The 23,338-nt window shown below is 38.3% G+C and carries 25 protein-coding genes; 13 read left to right on the forward strand and 12 right to left on the reverse strand.

All coding sequences use genetic code 11. The features are described from left to right. Positions 1-70 precede the first annotated feature (70 nt). From R3X26_RS04730 to R3X26_RS04745, 4 genes are read left to right on the forward strand one after another with little or no spacing between them, the layout of a single operon-like run. A complete protein-coding gene (locus R3X26_RS04730; RefSeq protein ID WP_317716059.1) occupies positions 71-1,390 on the forward strand; it encodes a cobyrinate a,c-diamide synthase in 1,320 nt (439 codons plus the stop codon). Further along, positions 1,387-1,959 carry a histidine phosphatase family protein gene (locus R3X26_RS04735; RefSeq protein WP_317716060.1) on the forward strand — a complete coding sequence of 191 codons (573 nt, stop codon included), beginning with the start codon at positions 1,387-1,389 and terminating at the stop codon, positions 1,957-1,959. The genes R3X26_RS04730 and R3X26_RS04735 overlap by 4 nt, the downstream gene beginning before the upstream one ends. Before the next feature lie 10 nt (positions 1,960-1,969). Beyond that, positions 1,970-2,587 carry a histidine phosphatase family protein gene (locus R3X26_RS04740; RefSeq protein WP_317716061.1) on the forward strand — a complete coding sequence of 206 codons (618 nt, stop codon included), beginning with the start codon at positions 1,970-1,972 and terminating at the stop codon, positions 2,585-2,587. Positions 2,588-2,592: 5 nt separating this feature from the next. After that, on the forward strand, positions 2,593-3,354 hold the full coding sequence (locus tag R3X26_RS04745; protein ID WP_317716062.1) for an adenosylcobinamide-GDP ribazoletransferase: 762 nt from the start codon (positions 2,593-2,595) through the stop codon (positions 3,352-3,354). 128 nt (positions 3,355-3,482) lie between these two features. On the opposite strand, the gene R3X26_RS04750 is transcribed toward R3X26_RS04745, so the two are convergent. The 3 genes from R3X26_RS04750 to kduD form a co-directional block, all read right to left on the reverse strand. Beyond that, complete coding sequence (locus tag R3X26_RS04750; protein WP_317716063.1) at positions 3,483-4,124, reverse strand: RpiB/LacA/LacB family sugar-phosphate isomerase; 642 nt, start codon at positions 4,122-4,124, stop codon at positions 3,483-3,485. Between the two features lie 160 nt (positions 4,125-4,284). Then, entirely contained in the window at positions 4,285-4,806 is a 522-nt protein-coding gene (locus R3X26_RS04755; RefSeq protein WP_317716064.1) for a YgjV family protein, read from the reverse strand. Between the two features lie 32 nt (positions 4,807-4,838). Continuing rightward, positions 4,839-5,600 carry a 2-dehydro-3-deoxy-D-gluconate 5-dehydrogenase KduD gene (gene kduD / locus R3X26_RS04760; protein ID WP_317716065.1) on the reverse strand — a complete coding sequence of 254 codons (762 nt, stop codon included), beginning with the start codon at positions 5,598-5,600 and terminating at the stop codon, positions 4,839-4,841. Between the two features lie 283 nt (positions 5,601-5,883). Between kduD and kdgR the strand changes: the two genes are divergently transcribed. From kdgR to cysN, 5 genes are all read left to right on the forward strand, one after another. Further along, entirely contained in the window at positions 5,884-6,666 is a 783-nt protein-coding gene (gene kdgR, locus R3X26_RS04765; RefSeq protein WP_317716066.1) for a DNA-binding transcriptional regulator KdgR, read from the forward strand. Between the two features lie 197 nt (positions 6,667-6,863). Then, entirely contained in the window at positions 6,864-7,541 is a 678-nt protein-coding gene (locus R3X26_RS04770) for a glutathione S-transferase family protein (protein WP_317716067.1), read from the forward strand. Positions 7,542-8,073: 532 nt separating this feature from the next. Beyond that, complete coding sequence (gene cysD / locus R3X26_RS04775; protein ID WP_411572392.1) at positions 8,074-8,988, forward strand: sulfate adenylyltransferase subunit CysD; 915 nt, start codon at positions 8,074-8,076, stop codon at positions 8,986-8,988. Beyond that, complete coding sequence (gene cysC, locus R3X26_RS04780; RefSeq protein ID WP_317716068.1) at positions 8,989-9,618, forward strand: adenylyl-sulfate kinase; 630 nt, start codon at positions 8,989-8,991, stop codon at positions 9,616-9,618. 176 nt (positions 9,619-9,794) lie between these two features. Continuing rightward, positions 9,795-11,204: a sulfate adenylyltransferase subunit CysN gene (gene cysN / locus R3X26_RS04785; RefSeq protein WP_317716069.1), complete on the forward strand. Its 1,410-nt coding sequence runs from the start codon at positions 9,795-9,797 to the stop codon at positions 11,202-11,204. A gap of 124 nt (positions 11,205-11,328) precedes the next feature. Here cysN and R3X26_RS04790 read toward each other — a convergent pair whose 3' ends face one another. Genes R3X26_RS04790 through R3X26_RS04800 form a run of 3 tightly spaced genes read right to left on the reverse strand, consistent with a single transcriptional unit; the run spans position 11,329 to position 12,698 of the window. Beyond that, a complete protein-coding gene (locus R3X26_RS04790) occupies positions 11,329-11,931 on the reverse strand; it encodes a TetR/AcrR family transcriptional regulator (protein ID WP_317716070.1) in 603 nt (200 codons plus the stop codon). Positions 11,932-11,991: 60 nt separating this feature from the next. After that, on the reverse strand, positions 11,992-12,333 hold the full coding sequence (locus R3X26_RS04795) for a DUF202 domain-containing protein (protein WP_317716071.1): 342 nt from the start codon (positions 12,331-12,333) through the stop codon (positions 11,992-11,994). Next, a complete protein-coding gene (locus tag R3X26_RS04800; RefSeq protein WP_317716072.1) occupies positions 12,330-12,698 on the reverse strand; it encodes a YidH family protein in 369 nt (122 codons plus the stop codon). Before R3X26_RS04800 ends, R3X26_RS04795 begins: the two co-directional genes overlap by 4 nt. 223 nt (positions 12,699-12,921) lie before the next feature. Here R3X26_RS04800 and R3X26_RS04805 point away from each other — a divergent pair, with 223 nt between their 5' ends. Next, positions 12,922-14,565, forward strand: a complete 1,644-nt coding sequence (locus tag R3X26_RS04805; RefSeq protein ID WP_317716073.1) for an EAL domain-containing protein — start codon at positions 12,922-12,924, stop codon at positions 14,563-14,565. A 91-nt stretch (positions 14,566-14,656) separates the two neighbouring features. Here R3X26_RS04805 and R3X26_RS04810 read toward each other — a convergent pair whose 3' ends face one another. Then, on the reverse strand, positions 14,657-15,463 hold the full coding sequence (locus R3X26_RS04810; RefSeq protein ID WP_317716074.1) for an HAD family hydrolase: 807 nt from the start codon (positions 15,461-15,463) through the stop codon (positions 14,657-14,659). 378 nt (positions 15,464-15,841) lie between these two features. Here R3X26_RS04810 and yghU point away from each other — a divergent pair, with 378 nt between their 5' ends. Together yghU and R3X26_RS04820 are read left to right on the forward strand one after the other, a co-directional pair. Further along, positions 15,842-16,696: a glutathione-dependent disulfide-bond oxidoreductase gene (gene yghU / locus R3X26_RS04815; RefSeq protein WP_317716075.1), complete on the forward strand. Its 855-nt coding sequence runs from the start codon at positions 15,842-15,844 to the stop codon at positions 16,694-16,696. Positions 16,697-17,007: 311 nt separating this feature from the next. Beyond that, entirely contained in the window at positions 17,008-18,504 is a 1,497-nt protein-coding gene (locus R3X26_RS04820) for a dihydrolipoyl dehydrogenase family protein (protein ID WP_317716076.1), read from the forward strand. 69 nt (positions 18,505-18,573) lie between these two features. On the opposite strand, the gene R3X26_RS04825 is transcribed toward R3X26_RS04820, so the two are convergent. After that, complete coding sequence (locus tag R3X26_RS04825) at positions 18,574-19,008, reverse strand: hypothetical protein (RefSeq protein ID WP_317716077.1); 435 nt, start codon at positions 19,006-19,008, stop codon at positions 18,574-18,576. A gap of 192 nt (positions 19,009-19,200) precedes the next feature. On the opposite strand from R3X26_RS04825, the gene R3X26_RS04830 reads away from it, so the two are divergent. Beyond that, positions 19,201-19,560 (forward strand): glutaredoxin, encoded by a 360-nt coding sequence (locus tag R3X26_RS04830; RefSeq protein WP_317716078.1) that lies wholly within the window; start codon positions 19,201-19,203, stop codon positions 19,558-19,560. Positions 19,561-19,636: 76 nt separating this feature from the next. Here R3X26_RS04830 and R3X26_RS04835 read toward each other — a convergent pair whose 3' ends face one another. The 4 genes from R3X26_RS04835 to R3X26_RS04850 all read right to left on the reverse strand — a co-directional run bounded on the left by R3X26_RS04835 (position 19,637) and on the right by R3X26_RS04850 (position 23,208). Continuing rightward, positions 19,637-19,843 (reverse strand): cold-shock protein, encoded by a 207-nt coding sequence (locus tag R3X26_RS04835; RefSeq protein ID WP_411572393.1) that lies wholly within the window; start codon positions 19,841-19,843, stop codon positions 19,637-19,639. Positions 19,844-20,042: 199 nt separating this feature from the next. Further along, positions 20,043-20,939, reverse strand: a complete 897-nt coding sequence (locus R3X26_RS04840) for a homocysteine S-methyltransferase family protein (RefSeq protein WP_317716079.1) — start codon at positions 20,937-20,939, stop codon at positions 20,043-20,045. A 102-nt stretch (positions 20,940-21,041) separates the two neighbouring features. Then, the gene (locus tag R3X26_RS04845) at positions 21,042-21,689 is read right to left on the reverse strand and encodes a DsbA family oxidoreductase (RefSeq protein WP_317716080.1); all 648 of its coding nucleotides are present in this window, start codon (positions 21,687-21,689) and stop codon (positions 21,042-21,044) included. A gap of 190 nt (positions 21,690-21,879) precedes the next feature. Beyond that, positions 21,880-23,208 carry an anaerobic C4-dicarboxylate transporter gene (locus tag R3X26_RS04850; protein WP_317716081.1) on the reverse strand — a complete coding sequence of 443 codons (1,329 nt, stop codon included), beginning with the start codon at positions 23,206-23,208 and terminating at the stop codon, positions 21,880-21,882. Positions 23,209-23,338 lie beyond the last annotated feature (130 nt).

The raw sequence follows: 23,338 nt of genomic DNA on the forward strand, positions 1-23,338 counted from the left end.
GTCGAAACGAGCAAATAAACCAGTTTAAGTTATCGACGTTATGATCATTATGTTGAAATAAAGGTGTCTAATGGAAAACACAGTATCTTGTCCGGCTCTTGTGGTAGCGGCGCCAAGTTCAGGCAGTGGCAAAACAACGGTTGTTGCGGCCATTGCACGGCACTTTACCAATCAAGGCAAAAAAGTTCGAGTTTTTAAAACTGGCCCGGATTTTATTGATCCTAATTTTCTCGCTTTTGCGTCTGGTCATCCTGTTTATCAGTTAGATTTTTGGATGTGTGGCGAAGCAGATTGTAAACAAATGGTGGCGCAAGCTGCCCAAGATGCTGATTTAATTTTGATTGAAGGTGTGATGGGTATGTTTGATGGCCAGTGCTCGAGTGCCGACATCGCTCAAACACTCGGTATTCCTGTTCTCGCTGTGATTGATGCTGGTGCAATGGCGCAAACTTTTGCTGCGATTGCTTATGGACTAGCTAATTTTCGACCTGAAATAGAAATGTATGGTGTGTTTGCTAATCGAGTTGGCTCACCTGTACATGCACAGATGCTGCAAGAGTCGTTACCTGAAGAGTTAGCAATGTTTGGTTACTTAGCAAAAGACAGTGGCCTTACTTTACCTGAACGTCACTTGGGTTTAGTACAGGCTCAAGAACTTAAAGATTTGGATGAAAGGTTGAACCTAGCGGCGCACCTTATTGCAACAAATGAACTAAATAACAAACACAATTGCATTACTCTGCCTCCTGCGGTTGAATTTACATTACAAAAAGAGGCGAAGGTGACCAGATCACTAGAAAGTAAAGTGATTGCGATTGCACGAGATACAGCGTTTAGTTTTATTTATCAGGCCAATATAGAGTTGCTAGAGAAAATGGGAGCCACTATTCGTTATTTTTCTCCCATTGATAATCATCCTTTACCAGAATGCGATGCACTGTATTTACCCGGTGGATACCCTGAACTATATTTGGACAATTTGGCAAAAAATATCCGACTCAAAAAACAAATTAAAACGCATATAAATAGCCAAAAACCAGTATTAGCTGAATGCGGTGGTATGTTGTATTTAAATCAAACATTAACCGATATCGAGAATAATTGTGTTGAATTAGTTGCGATATTAGACGCTAATTCCGTCATGCAGCCTAAGCTTGCAGCACTAGGTTTAGTTGAAGGTGAATTGGTGGCAGGACAGACATTACGTGGCCACACATTTCATTATTCTAAAACGGAATCAAAAGAACAGATTCTATGTACCCCTATTTCCCAACGAGGAAGAAAAACCGATCCTGTCTGGCGACATAAAAATGTTGTCGCTTCTTATATTCATTGGTATTTTCCGTCTAATCCTGACTTGGTGGCAAAACTATTTTTGGGGGAACTGTGAAACTGGTTCTAATCCGTCATGGTCAAACGCAATGGAATGTTCAAAAGCGAATTCAAGGTTGGTTGGATAGTCCATTAACTGACTGCGCTAAGCAGCAACTTGAACGAATGAATATGCCTACTTTAAATCAACCATTGTTATTTAGTAGTGATTTAGGTCGAGCCTATCAATCCGCCCTCATTATTGGTCGAGGACTGAATGTCGAAGTACAAATTGATACACGTTTGCGTGAGCGTGGTTTCGGAGTGTTGCAAGGTGAAGTGATTGATGAGAAACCGAGCTTAAGTGCCTATTGGGCTGCTTACCAGTCAAGGTACCAGCAACCTTTAAGTGCTGTGCCTGAAGTGGAAAGCGAAGGGCAATTTGAACAACGAATTTGCGCGTTTTTAGAACAAGTAGTAACACTTGATGATACGTCGGATATAGTACTAGTCACTCATGGCGAATGGATACGAGCTTGCGTGAATGTTGTTAATGGCGTGACGTCGTGGCATTCCGGATTTGGGATAGAAGCCAATGCAAAACCGATGGTGTTAGATTTGATGAAAAATGAACTTGCGCTTGGTTAAAGAGAATAAGATGACCACTACTCATATAGAATTACTACGACATGGGTTACCTGAAGGTGATGAGTGCTTTAGAGGACACACAAATTTTGCGCTGACCGAGGTTGGGTTGCAACAAATGCATGCATCGACCGCAAGGATGCCGGCAGTGGGTTGTGTTATTACTTCTCCTTTACAGCGTTGTTATAAGTTTGCTGCCGGTTATGCCAAAAAACATCACCTTGAGTTAATAGAAAAAGCGGAATTTATGGAGTTGAATTTTGGCGATTGGGATGGACAGCCCAAACAAAAGATTTGGGATGAACAACAAGATAAATTAGCGACATTTTGGGCAAAACCATGGCAATTTACTCCACCTAATGGTGAACCTGTTGAGCAATATGACCAACGAATTCAATTGGCATGGACAGAGCTGCTGCAACAAAAAAAAGGACAAAAAATTTTGTTAGTGACTCATGGTGGCGTCATTAAACAGATACTAAGAATGGTTTTGGAAATGCCTAAAACCAGTCATTACTTACAAAGGTTAGATATTCCATATGCAGCAAGAGTAACCATTAGTGTTTTTCACGACGATGATGGCACGCTCTGGCCAACGGTGCATTGGCCTAGTCTTGCAAATATTAGTTGAATCATATGAAAAAAAACATAATCAGAGAGTGGCAAATATTTCTATTGGCAATGTCGATATTTAGTCGAATACCAATATCGGCAGCGGTTCCCTATAGTGAGGCACGTAAAAATGAATCTTACAAGTATTGTGGATTAGTTGGCTTAGTAGTTGGTAGCTTAAATGCGTTAGTATTTTTAACTGCCAATCTAATTTGGCCTGTTGATGTTTCGATTGCTTTGTCCATGGCATTTAGCGTTTACTTGACCGGCGCATTTCATGAAGACGGCTTTGCTGATACTTGTGATGGTTTTGGTGGCGCATTTACTGCTGAGAAAAAGCTAGAAATCATGAAAGATTCTAGAGTAGGAGCTTATGCCTTACTCGGTGTTGTACTGATTTTGTTACTTAAATATACCACCTTGATTGGATTAGACAATGTAGCATTACTGCTTGTTATTTCTCATATACTCAGTAGAACCATGGCGGTCAGTTTTGTTTATACTCATGGTTATGTTAGACAGGTCGAACAATCCAAACTGAATATAGCGCGCAGTCCGAACAGTCAAACCGACTTTATTACGTTACTGGTGATTGGCGGATTGACTCTTTTTTTTGTGCCTACACTGCAACAGGCAATAATGTTAGTTATCGTTCTGCTTGTTATGCGGTGGGTATTTAGTCGTTGGATGATAAAACAGATTGGTGGCTATACGGGTGATACATTAGGCGCAATTCAGCAAGTAACTGAAGTTATTTGTTATCTATTTTTCTTAGCTTACGTGTAACGGTGACTAAGGTGAATTTGATTGTAGATCATGTTAAATAATTTAAATGAACGTTTTTTTTGAATCCGGTACGACTAAAAAAGCTAGCTTATATAAGCTAGCTTTATCGTTGTATTAAATAGGAACTTTTATTTTAGAATCGATTTAACGTAAGCTTCGATTTCGGGTACTTGGCAGTTATTAAAAAAGCATTGTTGGAAGCGTTCACCAGAGACAGCCGTTTTAACTAATTCAGGGTCAATCGCTTTAAGTGTGTCTAAGTAATTCTCTTTAACTACCGCTGCTTTTACATCATCCAAAATTGATGCGTTGCGCTGTTGTGGTTCCGCTCGCTCAAGTGGATAGCCTTGACCTCGTTCGCCAGTTTTAAACGCTTTTTCAAAAATGTAACCAACGTTTAATTCTGCACCCCAACCGTAACCTTTAGCAAAAGCAAGAGCCAGTGCGTTACCGTTGTTGATTTGGTTGAACAAAAATGCGTCAGAAGGATCTAAGCAATATCCGCATACTACGCCTGGGTGAATATTGAGTGACATCATCGCCCCTTGACCAGTACCGCAACCTGCGATAATAAAATCAACCGCTTTAGAGTTGATAAGTAGACTAGCCATAATACCTAGGTGGATATATGTCAGATGATGGTCGTTTTCGTCACTCATCCCGACGTTATAGACAGAGTAGCCTAAAGGATCGACAACGTTTGTGAGTTGGTTTAATACGGCCGCGTTCTTGCCTGCTTGGCTATTTTCCATCATTAAAGCAATTTTCATTTTTTTCTCCTACAGTATTCACTGCCAAGGTTGAATTTGATTGTTAAAAAATTTTCATAAACCTCATCAATTGAGGTTTCATATTTCATAGAGCTGTTATCAATACAATATTTGAATATTCGTAGTTTGTTGTAGCTGGCTGTAAATTATTCTTTAATGCTTAGATGCGATCCGTCGTTACTGGTAATTTACTATCAAAATAAAGTCGTTTTATTGTAATTAAGTTCATTACAATAACGGTGAATTCGAGCATGGTTCCGCCAATTGAACCTACAGATATATTGTTAATTAACCAGCAAGTTGAACCGAGTAAAAAACCGCAACGCATTTTAATTCCGCTGAGTAAGAATACCGAATATGTACCAAATACAGTGCCTGCTATTGCCCATAACTGCCAAAGGGTGTCTGCCAACATTACACCACTAATAATACTTATCGCTATAAACGGCGCAGCAATCCACATAGATGAAAACCGAATAGCGAGTCCCGTTCTTATTGTCGATAACATCGCGCCTAGAGCCGAGACAACTGAGCCTAAAATTAGAAAGTGAATAAGATGATTTACGTTAAAAATAAGCATAACTATTTTCAACTTTCGATCGTCTTTTTGATAAAATACGGAAATACCAAGCAACAAGCTTACTAAGCCAAACAGCTGCGCGATTATTTCTTGATTGTTCATCGAGAGCACTTATTCACCTTATCGTTATTAATTTAACGTGCTAACCAACCGCCATCGACAGCAATGGTGTAGCCGTTGACGTAATTTGCCGCGTCAGAGGCAAGAAAGACACACGGACCAGCAACATCTTCCGGTGTTCCCCAACGGTTTGCTGGAATACGTTCTAAAATTGCTTGATTTCGATCCGCATCAGCACGAAGTGCTTTGGTGTTGTTGGTTGCCATGTAGCCAGGAGCGATAGCATTGACATTAATATTGTCGCTTGCCCATTCATTTGCCATTGCACGAGTGATGCCCATTACCGCACTTTTAGAAGCAGTATAAGAAGGGACACGTATTCCTCCTTGGAAAGAAAGCATAGAAGCTATGTTAATTATTTTGCCGCCATTACCTTGAGAAATGAACTGTTTAGCTACAGCTTGAGACATAAAAAATACAGTTTTTGAGTTTATGCTCATTACGTCATCCCAGTCTTGCGAGGAGAATTCAATCGCATCTTCGCGTCGAATAATACCGGCGTTATTGACTAAAATGTCAATTTTGCCGAATTCAGCCACCGCTTTCTCAATGATAGCTGGAATATCGTCTTGGTTAAGAAGATTTGCTCGGACATCTAAAAAAACGTGACCTGAAGAATTCATTTTTTCAATGGTTTCAGATGGTTCGACATAATTAACACCAACGATCTTGCATCCAGCTTGGGCAAGACCTAATGCCATACCTTGACCTAAACCTGTGTCACAACCAGTAACAATAGCGACTTTACCTTGTAGATTAAATGAATCTAACATCATGTTGTTTCCCTTAATACTTTTTAACGGTGAAATTTCTAATCGTGAACATTTTTTAATCTTGAACGTTTTTGAGTGTGGTTCACTGAGCTTTTGCTTACGATAAGATAAAATAGTAGATGTTGCAATTATTTTTGAAACATCATTTTAAAAATAAATAGTTCGAGTTGAAAAATGTGAACTAAATCCGATTAGGGTTCTTTTTTATTGAAAAGGCTTTTCATAAATACTGCTAAATGATATTTTTGCCAACTGTGTCAAAATATTACATAAACAAAGGAAAAAGATGGAAAAGTCAACGCAACCAGAAGCGGTTTCTTCAGTTTTAAAAGTATTCAGCATACTCCAAGCGTTGGGTGACCAGAAAGAGGTGGGTGTTTCCGATTTATCTCAACGTTTGATGATGTCAAAATCGACCACGTACCGTTTTTTACAGACAATGAAAACGCTTGGTTACGTATCACAACAAGGTGAAGCAGATAAATATTCTCTTACATTGAAGATGTTTGAGCTTGGCTCTAAGTCGTTAGAGTACGTTGATCTGGTTTCTTTGGCAGAAAAAGAGATGCGTCACCTGTCTGAAAAAACCAATGAAACCATTCACTTGGGAACATTAGATCATGGCTCGATTGTTTATATACATAAGATTGACTCTAGTTACAGTTTGCGGATGCATTCTCGCGTAGGGCGTCGGAACCCTCTGCATACAACGGCAATAGGTAAAGTTTTGTTGGCTGAGCGCGATGAAGCGTTTGTGCGTAATGAGTTTATTGATGTTGAATTTGTAAAAAGTACCGAAAATACGCTAGAAAATGTTGAGCAATTAATCGATGAATTGAAAATTGTCCGAGCACAACATTACGGCGAAGATAATGAAGAACAAGAACCAGGATTGCGTTGCTTTGCTGCGCCAATTTATGACCGATTTGGTAATGTAATTGCAGCCGTTTCTATTTCATTTCCTACCATTCGTTTTGATGAAAATAACTTGTCCAACTATGTCGCTTTATTACACCAAGCGGGTAAAAATATTTCTGAAGCTCTAGGTTTCGAAGATTATCCTGTATAGCAGCACTACTGGTTTGTGATTTAAAATAGTATGTTCAGAGTGGCTAAGAAAGCTGCTCTGTATAATGCTCCTTATTACTCCATCTCATCATTCTTCCTTCTTGATTGGATTTTAGTTGCAAAAAACAACTAAATATTAGTTGAACAATCGTTCATCTAGTGCTTGAATGTAAGTCGTCATTAATCAAGGAGCGCATTATGATCACCTTTTACTACCACCGAACGCCGAACCCATCAAAAGTAGCATTGTATTTAGAAGAAACAGGTTTGCCTTATGAGCTTGTTGCCGTTGATACCGCTAAAGGGGAGCAGCATAGCCCTGAATATTTGAAGATTAACCCTAACGGTAAAACACCAGCAATTGAAGATGATGGTGTGCGTGTTTTTGATTCAAATGCCATTTTGCTCTATCTTGCAGACAAAACGGGTAAATTAGCAGGTGATCAAGCTGACCGTTCTGAATTACTTTCTTGGATGATGTTTATCGCTTCTGGCTTGGGACCATTTTCTGGCCAATGTGTTCATTTCCGCCATGCTGCTCCAGAAAAAGTACCGTACGCGATTAACCGTTATCTTCGCGAAGCTCAACGTCACTATGAAGTTTTAGACAAGCATTTAGCCGATCGTGAATATATTGTCGGTAATGATTATACGATAGCGGATGTATCAGCATGGGGTTGGGTCGATAAGGCTAATGTGGTTTTAGGTGAAGAAGGGTTAGCTCCTTACCCTAACTTAAAACGTTGGTTTGATAGCATAGACAGTCGTCCTGCAGCACAACGAGCGAGAGATATTGCTAACGATATTGAATTCAAAGTACCAAATGATGATGCAGCGAGACGTGCTTTGTACCCTCAAAATTATGCTAAAGAGTAGATACTCTGTTAGCTTTTTTCTCACATGGGTCAGGGCATAAGTTTTATAAATACTTGCCTGTGTGAGTTATTTCTCCTTTACATTATATCGTTATTACTTAAACCATACGTCATTTCTTATTCCAATAGTCATTTATAATGTTGTCACTGAATGTTGATTTTTCTCGGGTTGAAACGTTTCTTCTTTAGTTAAAAACCTTGTTTTAAACACTTATTTTCCATTTCTCATTAATGATTAACTTCTCCTGTTTCTATGTTATGCGATGCTATTATATGATAGAACATTCCAAAATGACGTATTTAATTCGATTGGTGATATTATCAGGCTCTATTAGCGTAAATGTATATAACAGGCCAATTCTTTAGCACCTAATAGTTAGAGAATTTAAGATTTTTTAATTCATTTAGGCATTAGATAAAATATTGGTTGTGAGATAATCGTTATTGTGAATAATTACGCTAGATACTCATCAATACAAACAATAACGTAAAAAATTGTATTTTTACGAAAGTAAGAAAATAAAAGGAAAAGAATGAACATTTCTTCAGAAAGGATGACTCATCTTAAGCAGTTAGAAGCTGAATCTATCCATATTATGCGTGAAGTTGCGGCAGAATTTGATAACCCAGTAATGCTATATTCTGTAGGTAAAGATTCTTCTGTTATGCTGCATTTAGCCAAAAAAGCATTTGCGCCAGGCGTGCCACCCTTTCCTTTAATGCATGTTGATACAACGTGGAAATTTAAGGAAATGATTCAATTTCGCGATTATATGGCTGAAAAAATCGGTATGAAGTTGATTGTCCATCAGAATCCAGAAGGACTTGCTATGAATATTAGTCCTTTTGTGCATGGTAGCTCAAAGCATACAGATATCATGAAGACGCAAGGGCTGAAACAAGCTTTAGATAAACATGGATTCGATGCCGCATTTGGTGGCGCAAGACGTGATGAAGAAAAATCTCGCGCAAAAGAACGTGTTTATTCATTTCGTGATGAGCATCATCGTTGGGACCCGAAAAATCAACGTCCAGAGCTGTGGAACATATTTAATGGCAAAGTAAACAAGGGTGAAAGTATCCGAGTATTCCCGTTGTCCAATTGGACAGAGCTTGATATCTGGCAATATATTTACCTTGAAGATATAGAAATTCCATCACTTTACCTATCGAAGTCACGTCCTGTAGTTGAGCGCGACGGCATGCTTATCATGAAAGATGATGAACGTATGGAACTTAAAGAAGGTGAAGTTGTGCAAGAGAAAATGGTTCGCTTCCGCACTTTAGGCTGTTATCCATTAACAGGTGCGGTGGAATCTGAAGCAACCACACTGCCAGAAATTATCCAAGAAATGCTATTAACTACCACCTCGGAACGCCAAGGGCGCGCGATTGATCATGATAGTTCAGGATCGATGGAGAAGAAAAAACGAGAAGGCTATTTCTAAATGAGCTCACCTTATATCCTAAAAGAGAATGATTCAGTTAGTGATGATGTGGTGTGGCATAACAGCACAGTGACTAGTGAAGATCGCGCTCAACTAAAGGGCCAAAAGCCAGTGGTGCTTTGGTTCACAGGTTTGAGTGGATCGGGTAAGTCAACTATTGCTAATGCGGTGGAGAGTAAGTTGTTAAGCATGGGTAAGCATTCTTACTTACTTGATGGCGACAACGTTCGACACGGTCTTAACAAAGATTTAGCCTTTAGCGATGAAGACCGGATTGAAAATATTCGTCGAATTGGTGAAGTAGCAAAGTTATTTGTTGATTCTGGCTCTATTGTATTAACTGCCTTTATCTCGCCTTTTATTAGTGACAGAGAGCAAGTGCGAGCATTATTTGCCGAGCAACAGTTTTTAGAAGTATTTATTGATACACCAATTGAGATCTGTGAACAGCGTGATCCCAAAGGCTTATACAAGAAAGCGCGTGCAGGTGAAATTAAAAATTTCACTGGTATTGATTCAACGTATGAAGCGCCACTCAATGCCGAAATTCACCTTGAAACCGCTGGTCGTTCAGTCGATGAGTGTGCGAAAGAAGTTGCCGCTCAATTAGTCTCGTTAGGTTATATATAGCTCGTTAAGTTAAACACGACTAGTGAAGTTAAATACAGAAAATCAACGTTATTTACTGCTGGTATTGCACAATATTGTTGATATTTTTTAGTTATACACATGATTATAGGATGAAGTGACTGGTGCGAAAAAGATGATTGTCTATTGCGCTAAAGGTACTTCTTAAAGGAAATTATATGTCTCATAGTTCAGAATTGATTGCTGAAGATATAGAAGCCTATCTAAAGGTTCACGAAAATAAGGATCTACTGCGTTTTTTAACTTGCGGTAATGTTGATGATGGTAAATCTACTCTGATAGGACGCTTACTATTTGATAGTAAGTTGATTTATGAAGATCAAATGGCTGCGATTGAGAAAGATTCGCAAAAATTCAATACTACTGATGAAGATTTTGATTTAGCATTGTTGGTTGATGGGTTGCAATCTGAACGTGAGCAAGGTATTACCATCGATGTAGCTTATCGCTATTTTTCAACTGAAAAGCGTAAGTTTATTATTGCCGATACGCCAGGGCATGAGCAGTACACACGTAACATGGCAACAGGAGCTTCTACTTGTGAGCTAGCCATTGTAATGGTAGATGCTCGCTATGGTATCCAAACGCAAACACGTCGTCACAGTTATATTTGTAGTTTGTTGGGTATTAAGCACATCATTGTAGCTATTAATAAGATGGACTTAGTCGACTATAGCCAAAAAACATATCAGCAAATTAAAACTGCCTACCGAGAAATGGCTAAAGACTTTAATATTGATGATATTCGCTTTGTACCTATTTCTGCTTTAAAAGGTGATAACGTCGTGACTCCTAGTACGCAAATGGATTGGTATCCAGGCGCGACTTTGATGAAACTTCTAGAAACGGTAAAAATAGATCAAGATAGAGATCTAGAACACATGCGTTTCCCTGTCCAATACGTAAACCGACCTAATCTAAATTTCAGAGGATTTTGTGGTACGTTGGCGTCAGGTATTATCGAAGTTGGTGATGATATTACGGCACTTCCTTCTGGTAAATCCTCTCGAGTTAAATCTATTTATACCTATGACGGTGAATTGGACTTAGCGCTACCGGGACATGCTATCACGGTGACACTAGAAGACGAAATTGATGTTTCACGTGGAGACATGTTAGTTCATAAAGGCCATGAACCGGTTGTAACTAAAGCGATTTCTAGCCATGTAGTATGGATGAGTGAGACGCCACTTCGAACGCACAAAGAATTTATTTTTAAATTTGCGACTAAATCATGTATCGGCAAAGTGACCAATATCGACTATAAAGTTGATGTGAATACTTTGCAGCAACATGCTGAAAATAGTGAAGCCGTTGATTTGAATGAGATAGCCGTTACCCAAGTCAGTTTAACGGATTCGGTGGTGGTCGATAAATATAAAGAGCTTCCTCAAACAGGGGCATTTATTATTATAGACCGTCACAGTAATGTAACGGTTGGTGCGGGCATGATTGATACGGTAGGCACTGAATCTGATGATGATAAACGCCTCTATAGTCAAGCAGAACGAGACCTAAATGCCTACGTTCGTAAGCATTATCCTGAATGGGGTTGTGCAGAAATTTAACACGTCTGTGTGATATCTTCTGTAACAATAATAAAGCTAGAATTTGATTCTAGCTTTATTATTTTCTAAACGGCTATTTGGGAATAGAGCGAGAGGTTGTAGTCGCTATGAACGGGATATTTTCTTAAGTCTTTTTTGCTGAATTGAGCGGCAGGTTAGAGAATAATTCATCAATCATTTCTTTGCCTATCTGCTTGTCTTTGTTCGCTCTTATATAAGTTCTTAATCCGATGATCTGTACTTGTAAATGACGAGCGATTTTATCTGGTTGACAAGATGAATCTAACTCACCTTGTTCAACTGCTTGTTCAATTATACGGGTAAACGCTTTTTCCACACCGGCTAATTTTTCTTTTGCTATATCGACTAATTCTTGATGTTCATCTGTCAATTCAGCAATAGTTTTTACTAACATACACATACCACTTGGTGCGGTATCTTGACTATTGACAACAATATTGGTGATAAAAATTTTGAGCGCTCCAAGAGGCGAATTGGTTTCTGCTAGGTATTTTTTCAATTGAGAACCGCTTAAATCAGCATAATGGTTAAGCGCTTCTTTAAATAAATTTTCTTTGCTGCCAAAGCTAGCGTATATACTGCCAGGACGCAAATCGACGACTTCTTGGAGGTTGCGCATAGACGTCCCATGAAAGCCTTTTTCCCAATATAGATTGGTGGCTTTATCTATAACGTCTTCTCGGTCGAATTTGGTCTGTTTACTCATAATATTACCTATCCAAAGGCGTGAACGAACGTTCATAATAACGTGATTAGCAGATTAAATCTACAGAGTTAGTAATGCCCAATAGCGAACGATTGATTCTACAGCGCAAGTGAGAGCGCATAATGCAATAGTGAAAGCTAGAATCCGTTTTGTGTCTATATCTTTATTTTTGACCGCATGATTTAAGTCTAATGTTTGCTTAAAACGTCGTCGACTGTAATAAATAGCAAATAATGTTGCTAATAGTAGTACGCCACCGTTTAATTGTACCACTAAACTATCGTTGCTCCCTCCAATTCTAATCATCAAGGCCCCTATTCCTAATGATAGAAAGTGGGTACGCATCCACGACATTGAGGTTCTTTCTGGTTGTAGGCCAGGATCTCGTTCACTGTTATTCATATGGAAATAGTGAAAATAATGGCAAGAGTTAAAAATAACAAAACAGCACTGATAACCTTGAGAAAGCTAGTATAGGGAAGCGGTTGTTTATTTCTCATTGCTTTCTCGTTGAGTGACCATCTTTTGTAAGCCAATATGGCTAGTAACCCAGAGCATAAACAAAGAAACGTGGATAACAGTATTCGGATTTCAGGGTTTGCAAGGTCAGGTGTTAACTGGTCGATGCCTATTGCACCAGCAAGTAGGGCAAGGGCGGTTCGTATCCAAGCTAAATAGGTTCGTTCATTTGCGAGAGAAAATCGATAATCTGGCGCTTCACCTAGATGACGCCAGTTGACTTTGGTTTTTTGATTGGTTCGTTTCATAAGTTTGTTCTTTTATTGTGATAGGTGTTCTCAAAAATAATATTTTATACAGATAACTATTATCTATTGTCTCATTTGCGCTATAATTTGTACTAATTCATTGTTATTAAAAATGAATTGAGATGGGTTATATATTGTACTTTATCTCCAGTTTACTCTGTAATTGAGATGATTGATATTGGGAGATCTGTCGATTAGTTATTGCAAAAACCAGAAGGTATCAATGAACGAGTTTGAAAATCAAATGTTACCAGTTCTAATGGTGGATAATAAAGGTATTATAATCTCCTGCAACTCAGTTTTTACCGAACTGTTTGGTTATTCACATCATGATATTGTCGATTCTTCGCTTGAAACTTATCTGAGTTTAACTGAGTGTAATTACACGCTACACCAGCTTATCTCCCTTGTGAGTTCGCAAGTTGATGGGATGATTCTACCCGCTAAATTAAGCAATATTTACCACTACGCATTACCTGTGAAAATTCATTGCCAACAGATTAATTCTGACAGTTTAACTGGAGTAGTTAGAATCTGCTTTAGAGTGTTAGATAACAAATCTGTTGATCCCATTTCAGGATTACCCAATGGTTGGGCTATTTCTTCTAGGGCAAAATGCCTTTTAGCGCATCCTGAAAATATTAAAAATACTTTTGTACTGATATTTTTTAACGTAGATAATTTTTCGACCATCAATTTTCGTTATGGTTTCGATGCTGGTGATAATTATCTACTCGTCTTAGGACGAACGTTAAAAAAACTGCTCGGTGACAGCACGGTTGTTGCTCGTTTTAACAATGCAAAATTCGGTATCTTGATAGAAAATAAGCAAGGTTTATATTCTGATAGTTTTCATACTTACACAGAATTGTTGTGTGAAAATTTATGCAAATTATCCGATAAACCACTAAAGTTGGATAATGGGTTAGAAATTAATAAGTCATATAGTATTGGAGTAAGTCAGCCTAGTGTTGAGTATAATAGCTTTCATGCAATTGAAATTGCAGCTGAAACGGCTATGTTACAAGCCAAAAAATACAGCACTTCGAGATACCATTTCTCAACCTCCAAAACATCAGGCGATATTCTGTCTCATAAGTTGATTATTGATGCGTTACCCAGTGCGATAGAACAAAATATCATCACTGTCTTTTATCAACCACAATACGAAATTAGCTCTGGTAAACTTATCGGTTTAGAAGCATTGTCTCGTTGGCATCACGCGACATTAGGTAATGTCACGCCCGACGTATTTGTGGGTATAGCAGAAGAAATAGGCTTGCACTTTGATTTCGATTTGTGGGTATTAAATCAAGTCTGCTCACAGATTGTTTCATGGAACAAGCACAATATATACGCCCCTAAAGTTGCTATAAATATTTCATTTAAAACTTTAGAAATGACCACCTTTATTAATCGACTTATTGAAGTTATTGAGCAGACGCAATGCCCAACAGATTTGATCGAGCTAGAAATTACTGAAACCGCGTCGGCTAAAAATATGGACGTGTTAAACAAGAATATTATTAAGGTTAAACAACTTGGTATTAGTATCGCCATTGATGATTTTGGAGCCGGTTATTCATCACTAAATATGATACGTGAATTCCATCAATCCTTAGATAAACTTAAGCTAGATAGATCGTTGGTAAAAAATATTTGTAATACCGACGTTGATAGAGAGTTTATCAAAAAAATCATCAAACTTAGCAAGGTATTGGATGTAGAGATTTTAGCCGAAGGTGTGGAAGAGGAGGAACAAAAAATTCTACTGCAGAAACTCGAATGCCACTATGCACAAGGATATTATTTCTCTAAACCATTATCCAAGCAGAATGTAGAGAACTTACTTAAAACTATTTCTTAGTTCCGATATCTCTAGTCATGGAAGTCTTGAGCGTATTGACGAGTACCCTAGATTTTATACTCGTCTTTGTTGAGAAAAACCTAGTCAGAAATTACTCAACAGTGGCTAAATGTTGGCTAATTACTTTTAGTACACCTAAATCTTTGTTGCTTGGGGCGATATGGTTAGCGTGAACCTTTACCCCTTCATGAGCGTTTTCCATCGCGTAGGAATGAAAGCTTGCTTGGAGCATTTCTACATCATTGAAATAGTCACCAAAACTCATGGTTTGCTTATAGCTAAAGCCTAATGTTTTTTGCAAGTGTTTAATTGCTGCCCCTTTTGAAGTCGCCGAATGCATGATATCTAGCCATATCTTTGCACTAATAACCACTTTATGACTATGACCAAATTCTGCGTTAATCGACGGATGAATGTGGCGCTCTGAACCATCGAAATGACAAATAGCTACTTTAATAATATCGTCCTCTACATCCAGTAGGTCGGTAACTTGTTTATAGCGATGATAATATTTTTTGATCTCTTCAATAGCTTGGTTAGACTTGGTTTCAATATAAGCTGAATTTTTTCCAGATAATACAATGTGTGCACCATCAATCAAACGAGCTTTAGCAATAATTGCTTTAATCGCTGGTTTATCAATAGTATGGCTATAAAGTTCTTTATCTTGATACATCACTAGCGCACCATTTTCTGCAATAAATATGATGTCATTTTTGATTGGAGAGAAAGTGTGCATTAGACTGAAATATTGACGCCCTGACGCGGCACAAAATAATATATCCTTTTCTGCTAATTGATGATAAATATCGAAAAATTCTGCAGGCAATTTCCCTTGTTGGTCAAGTAAAGTGCCATCCATATCGGCGGCGATAAACTTTATATCGGTTTGTGGCATTTTATAGCTCCATTTTAATAACTGTCTATCTTAGTAGCTGTCGATTTCTAATAAAACGTCTTGTAGTGACCATTCTAATAAGTGATTAACTTTGATGTTAAATCAATAAAGTTTTTAAGCAAAAATAACATTTATTGGCGAAGATGCTCACGGATTTATTCAACAATAGGATTATCCTCTGTCAGTTCGCTTGAATCAACTGTAGGCTATTTAGTAAATAGTTTGTTCGTATCTGGTTTTTTGAGAGAGAAAGAAACTATGTTGATGAAAAGCGACCTGATAAAACTTGAATAACTGTACAGAAAGCGCTACTTTCAATATTGAACGACTGTTCATGATTTTATATTTACAATCCTAAACAAACAGAGGTACATAGCGATGAATGGATATACCCCCCCTAAAATTTGGGTGAATGATACTAATGGCGGTAACAAATGGGCAAATATCAACAGCCCAGAGTCGGGTGCCAGATTCGAAAAAAGCTTGCCAGTTGGCGACCATTCTTTACAGCTATACTCTCTAGGGACACCAAATGGTCAAAAGGTGACAATATTACTCGAAGAATTATTGGCGTTAGGAATAAAAGAAGCCGAATATGATGCGTTTTTAATCAATATCGGCGAATCGGATCAGTTTTCATCAGGCTTTGTTGGCGTCAATCCCAATTCTAAAATTCCAGCGTTAGTTGATAAATCTGGCGAAGAAGACGTTAACGTATTTGAGTCGGCTTCTATTCTTGTCCACCTTGCCGAGAAATTTGCTGCTTTTTTACCTAAAGAAGGCTTGGCGCGAACTCAGACATTTAACTGGTTATTTTGGGCGCAAGGTTCTGCACCATTTTTAGGTGGTGGTTTTGGGCATTTTTATGCGTATGCCGACGAGAAACAAGAGTATCCAATTAATCGTTTCGCTATGGAAGCAAAACGTCAATTAGATGTACTGGATAAGCAGCTTGCTAACAACACTTTTATTGCTGGCGAAGAGTACACCATTGCTGATATGGCTATTTGGCCATGGTATGGCAACTTAGTACTAGGTAGACTTTACGATGCGGCTGAATTTTTACAGGTTGAATCTTATACTAACGTTGTTCGTTGGGCGAAAATGTTGGATGCTCGTGAACCAGTTCAAAGAGGACGAATAATAAATAAACCGTTTGGCGAAGAGTGGGAAAAAGTGACTGAACGCCATTCTGCTGAAGATATCGACAAAGTCCTCAAGCTCAAGCCGTAGTTTTATCTGCTTTGTGCCAATGTTAAATGTTGTGAATCATACACTATTCACAACGTTACTTGTTACGTGGGTAAGGTAGCTTTTTCCGTAGCTCTAGTTACGTTGCTAATCTTGAACTGATAGTAAGCAAGATGGAACCTGCTTCTACTTCGCTCGACAATACTGATTGAAGAATGGTGCTTGACCAAGATTACTGACTATTAAAAATAAATCGTCAATTAGCTGAAATTAATTTCTAAAAACACCTGTCTCCTATTGTATGCAAGTTAAGCGAACGAATTGTTCCATTCACAATGAAAATGGTAGTACAAATGAATAAAGACGGATTAGGTAAAAATTGGAAAAAACCACGTAGTTTTGATCGTAATTTAATTGTGATTGGTGGTGGTGCAGGTGGTCTAGTAACCAGTTATATTGCAGCAGCAGTAAAAGCTAAAGTAACGTTGATTGAAGCAGGAGAAATGGGCGGTGATTGCTTAAATTACGGTTGCGTTCCAAGTAAAGCGATAATCAAAAGTGCCAAAATTGCTTATCAGATGAAGAACGCTCACAATTATGGTCTAGAAGGGACAGTCGTACCGTTTTCATTCAAAAAAGTGATGCAACGTGTTCATGATGTAATCGCTGAAGTTGCACCGCACGATAGTGTTGAGCGTTATACCGATCTTGGTGTTGAAGTCCTTAAAGGTTACGGTAAATTAATTGACCCTTGGACCGTCGAAATTAGCTATGAAAATGGCTCTACGACTCGTCTAACGGCACGTAGTATCGTTATTGCTACAGGTGCTCGTCCATTTGTTCCACCTTTACCGGGTATAGAAAAAACAGGCTATGTAACCAGTGATACACTTTGGAGTGAGTTCGCTAAACTTGACCAGGCACCAGAAAAATTGGTTGTATTGGGCGGCGGCCCGATTGGTTCAGAACTGGCGCAGTCTTTTGCTCGACTCGGTTCGAAAGTCACTCAAGTTGAGATGGCAGATCGCATAATGATTAGAGAAGATCTAGAAGTGTCTGAATTTGCCACCAAAGCGTTACAAAAAAGTGGGGTGAATATTCTAACGTCTCACCAAGCGCTTCGTTGTGAATTAAAGGAAGGTAAAAAATTTATTGTCGTGAAGCACAATGATCAAGAAATAGAATTGGAATACGATCAGTTACTTTGTGCGGTGGGGCGTAGTGCTCGCTTAGAAGGCTATGGTCTTGAAGATCTTGGTATTGAAACCAACCGAACAATTGTGACAAATGAATATCTAGAGACTTTGCATCCGAATATTTTTGCTGCTGGTGATATTGTCGGTCCGTATCAATTTACCCATGTTGCAGCACACCAAGGTTGGTATGCCGCTGTAAATGCTTTATTTGGTCAGTTTAAGAAGTTTAAAGTGGATTATCGAGTGATTCCATGGACGACTTTTATCGATCCCGAAGTTGCTCGAGTTGGTATTAATGAACATGAAGCAAAAGAGAAGGGAATTGATTACGAAATTACTCGCTTTGATTTTAAAGAGCTAGACAGAGCGATTACTGAAAGTGCGACCGAAGGTTTTATTAAAGTGATTACTCCGAAAGGAAAAGATAAAATTTTAGGTGTGACGATTGTCTCTGAGCATGCTGGGGATCTTATCGCTGAATTTGTATTAGCGATGAAACATGGTCTGGGTTTGAATAAAATATTAGGTACGATTCACAGTTATCCTACTTGGGCTGAAGCAAATAAATACGCAGCAGGTGAATGGAAACGCGATCATGCACCACAAACGATTCTTCGTTTGTTAGAAAAATATCACACCTGGAGACGCGGTTAGTTGTTGATTTTAGGCGGTATTTTACCGTCTAAATATGCTAAGTTAGAGCGCATTATGCGCCTAATTTAGCTAACTCAATGTACCACTACAAATAGTAGATATTAGAGCTAACACAACAAGTAGCGCATGAGGATAAGCGATTGTTGGTCTCAAAGACTGACAAATATATTCTTTTACTAAGCCAAATTGGCTCGGTCTAGATACCAAATATTGGCTATTAAATTGGAAAGCTAGACAGTCACTCTTTTCTGGTTCAATGTTTTTTATTGCTTGCTCTAGTTCGAGTAATCTTGGTTCAATTCTCGATTGGAAGGTTTTCCAAATAGCGTCTTGTATCCATAAAATACATAGAATAGCGATGGTCATTAAAGTCATATTACTGCTCAAATAAAAGCCGCAGAAAATAAAAACACTGAATAGTTTGATCAATAAAGAATATTTTTCATAATTATCAAATTGGTGTTGAAGCAATGACCACTCGTTTTCTAGCCCAGATTTATCCACAATCGTCACCTTAGTCTCCTCGCTTATCAGATATGTTTTGAGTATTGCTATTTTTGAACAATATGAAAAGAATTATTTGCTTAGCAATCAATATTATCCGATTAGCCTATTATCAAATCTTCAACATTAGAGTGTATGGGCTAACACTGTTACAATAATGTAAGTTATTACTCAATAAAAGAAAGAGGTATTATGAAGGTTATTCGTTGGTTGTTAGGGAAAGTTATTTTGACGCTCAATTTTATATTCACTCCCAAAGGCGTTAAAAGAGATACAGAATCTCAACAAGAAGCCGATAAGAAAGCAAGTTCAATGGCACTGTACCAATTTGATGCTTGCCCATTTTGTGTAAAGGTTCGGCGTGCAATGAAACGTCAATCGGTACAAATCGAGTTAAGAGATGCTAAGAATAATCCAACGCATAGAGAAGAGTTGTTAACTCATGGTGGCGTAATTAAAGTACCATGCTTACGAATAGAAAAAGAAGGCGAAAGCATCTGGATGTATGAATCATCAGAGATTGTTGAGTATTTAGAAAAAGAATTTGCTTAAAAGTAATCATAAAAAAAGGTAAACCGATTAGGCTTACCTTTTTTCCAAATATTGTTAGCTTAAATTTCGTGAGAAATTAGATAGCTACGATATTTTCAGCGTTAGGGCCTTTTTGACCTTGGCTGATAGTAAATTCAACTTTTTGACCTTCAGCAAGAGTTTTGAAACCGTCGCCAGAGATAGCGCTGAAGTGTGCGAAAACATCTGGGCCAGATTCTTGCTCGATGAAACCAAAACCTTTAGATTCGTTGAACCATTTAACGGTACCTTTAACTTTAGACATAATATTATCCTGTAATTTTAATTAATGTTGCCTTTAATAGGCTGTAAGAGCGTAAAAACAGACTGACACTTAAAAACTACAGAGCGCGGTATTATGGATAAACAACGAAATGGAGAATATAAACAAAAGGCTTTCTTTTTTACTGGGCGCTATTATAAAGATTATTTATACTGTGTCAAGCTATGTTTCATTGAACCATTTAAAGTTGGTGTCGTGCTTTCCATTCTGCGATGGCTTTTATATGAGAAGGTCCAATTCCGCAGCATCCTCCGATAATGGTTGCACCAGCTTTATACCAACGTTCAACATAGACTAAATATTGTTGAGGCGAGAGTTCACGCATTGGTTGCATTGTTCCATTTGCCTTGTGGTTGGTTAGGATAGGCATAAAATTATTAGCGTAGACGCCTATCTGCATGTCGATTTTTGCTTTTTGGATGGTTATTTTACTCACTTCGACTGCTTGTTCCATTACTTCAGGAACCGAACAATTGAAAAGAATGCCTTTGACATTATTTTGTTTTACTACCTTTTCAATTGCAGACTGTACCGATTGCCCAGATCGTAAATTAGCTTGTTTGGTGTGAGAATCATCTAAGCTAAATGAATAGTAACAATCTTTACTATTGCTATTTAAAGCCTGATAAATAACGTCAAATTCTTCAATGCTGCAAATGGTTTCCACTAGCCACAAATCAACGTAGGGATCTTGTGCTTCAATTAACGTGTTGACTATTTTTACTGCTTCTTCGGCATCAAACAAATCAGGTCGATAGCTACCAAATGGCGGCGGAATAGCACCAGCAACTTGGACAGAAGTATTCTGGGCAACTGATTGCGCTATTTTTGCTGCCTTACGAGCTAAGTGTGCTCCTTCAGTTTTAAACCGTGCCTCGCCAAGATGAAAAGGGACACAGGCATAACTATTGGCAATAATTATTTCAGCACCTGAGTCGATAAAGCTTTGATGTACTTGAGTGACATGAGCTGGAGATTCAATTAGAGCTTGTGCACTCCAAAGTGGTTGTGAGAATGGTGCACCGATCGCTTTAAGTTCTCGTCCCATTCCCCCATCAAGTATGGTGATTTTGTTCATAATTGCGTTCTAAATTATTGGAAAGATCTGATAAACCGAGAATACCAGACCAATCCGTTTAAGGCGAAAATATTGATGGAGTATTTTCTCTTTGTAGCGGCTTTATTCTTGTTGCATTAACTCAGTTAATACTTGTTTAAAAGTATCAACTGGATGGGCGCCAGATAATGCACTTGTGCGGTCAAACACCACAGTAGGGACACTAGAAATACCAGCCTGTGTCCAGAACTGTTGGTTGGTCCGTACTTCATTTTGGCAAGAAGGATCGTCTAAACGTTTACGTGCTTCTGTATCATTTAAGCCGATACTCGCTAATTCTTTAAGTAATACTTCTCTGTCAGACACGTCTTTTTTTTCGGTGAAAAAGGCACTAAATAACCGCAATTTTAACTCGGTTTGTTTATTCATTTCTTTTGCGTATTCTAATAAAATATGAGCCTCAAAGGTGTTAACTATCTTCATACCATCAAAATAGTTAAACTCAAAACCATGCTTTGCACCTTGTGCAGTAATGTTTTCTCTTGCTCGGGCACTATCTTCTGCTGAAGAACCGTATTTTCTTGCTACGTGCGCTCGAAGTTCCTCTCCTTCTGGGGGCATATCTGGATTGAGTTCGAATGGTTGCCACTCAATTTCTATTCGGTCTTGTATTCCTAGCTCATTAATGGCTGCTTGTAGATGATTGTAACCAACGATACACCAAGGACACACGACATCAGAAACGATATCTAACTTTATCTTATTTTTCATAATTACCTTATTTGAACAGTTGTTCATTTATAATAAGTGTACACTTTCAAGTAATAATTACAATAAATAAGGCTGAGGTTTATATGAGATTGTCTATGAAGGAGATAAAAAACCACGCCTAGGCGTGGTTTTCGATTCAAGAAGTCAGTTTATGTAAACACTGGCTCTTCTCCAGAAGCATCCTTATGTATTAGCCAATGCAGATTTGTCCTAATACATAACCGACACAACAAGCACTAATTACACCAATAAGACCAACCGACATAAATGAGTGATTAAAGTACCATTTACCGATTTTAGTTGTACCAGAAGAATCAAAGTTAACGGTTGCAATATCTGAAGGATAGTTTGGTATAAAGAAGTAGCCATATACTGCTGGCATAATACCAATGAGTAGGGCAGGGTCTAAACCTAAACCTAGTCCTACAGGTAGCATCATTCTAGCTGTTGCTGCTTGCGAATTAACCACTACTGATACAATGAATAATGCGAACGCAAAGCTCCAAGGGTAATCCGTAACCATGCCGATAATACCTTCTTTAAACTCTGGCAAGGCATATTTGAAATAAGTGTCTGACATCCACGCGATACCAAAGATAGCGATAGCTGCAACCATACCAGATTTAAATACCACGCCTTCAGGAACGAGTCTTGGATCGGTTTTGGTTGCTAATAAGATAACACCACCGAATGCCAACATCATCATTTGAATAATGACTGACATTGAGATCGGTTTTCCACCATCAACAACCGTACGTACTTCAGGTACCATGGCGATAAAAACGATAACTAACAAGGCAGAAATAAATATTAATACTGAATTTCTTGCAGAAGTCGGCAAGGTTTCATCTAGTGTGGTGCTGGTTGTATTAAGTATTTTTTCACGCCACATCGGATCTTTTAGTCGACGTTGATATTCAGGATCATCTTCAAGTTCTTTACCACGACGCAAACTATAAAGTGACATTAAGAATGTGCCTGCTAGCGTAGAAGGAACGGTAACTAGAAGGATAGAGACGAGCGTAATATCCGCTTGAATGTTAGATATTTGCGCTAGATAATATACAACTGCCGCAGAAATAGGGGATGCGGTAATGGCTATTTGAGAAGCAACCGAAGCGGCAGCCATAGGACGCTCAGGTCGAATCCCATTTTTTAGCGCTACATCACCGATGATAGGCATAATCGAGTAAACAGCGTGACCCGTTCCTAACATAAATGTCATGGTGTAAGTTACAAACGGTGCAATAAGCGTTACGTTCTTAGGGTTTTTTCTAAGAATTCTTTCGGCGACTTGTAGCATGTATTTAAGCCCACCTGCCGCTTCTAATATGGAAGCACATGTTACCACCGCTAATATAATTAACATTACAGTAACAGGTGGAGAAGTCGGTGGCATTCTAAATATGAAGACTTCAACAACCAGACCGATACCAGATACGACACCTAATCCGATACCCCCATAACGAGAGCCCATATAGAGCATCACCAGCAAAAACAAAAACTCTAGATACAACATAAAAATATCCTAATCATTAATTAACTAGAATTATTTTGCGCTTTAAAAGAAGAAAGAGATTTAATCAATATCAATTTTTAATGACATCTTTGGAAGATATTTAAACTTAATATGTTCTAGCTCACATGTT

Origin of the sequence: Vibrio sp. TH_r3 (genome assembly GCF_033101115.1) — a bacterium.
In the GTDB taxonomy this organism is placed as follows: domain Bacteria; phylum Pseudomonadota; class Gammaproteobacteria; order Enterobacterales; family Vibrionaceae; genus Vibrio.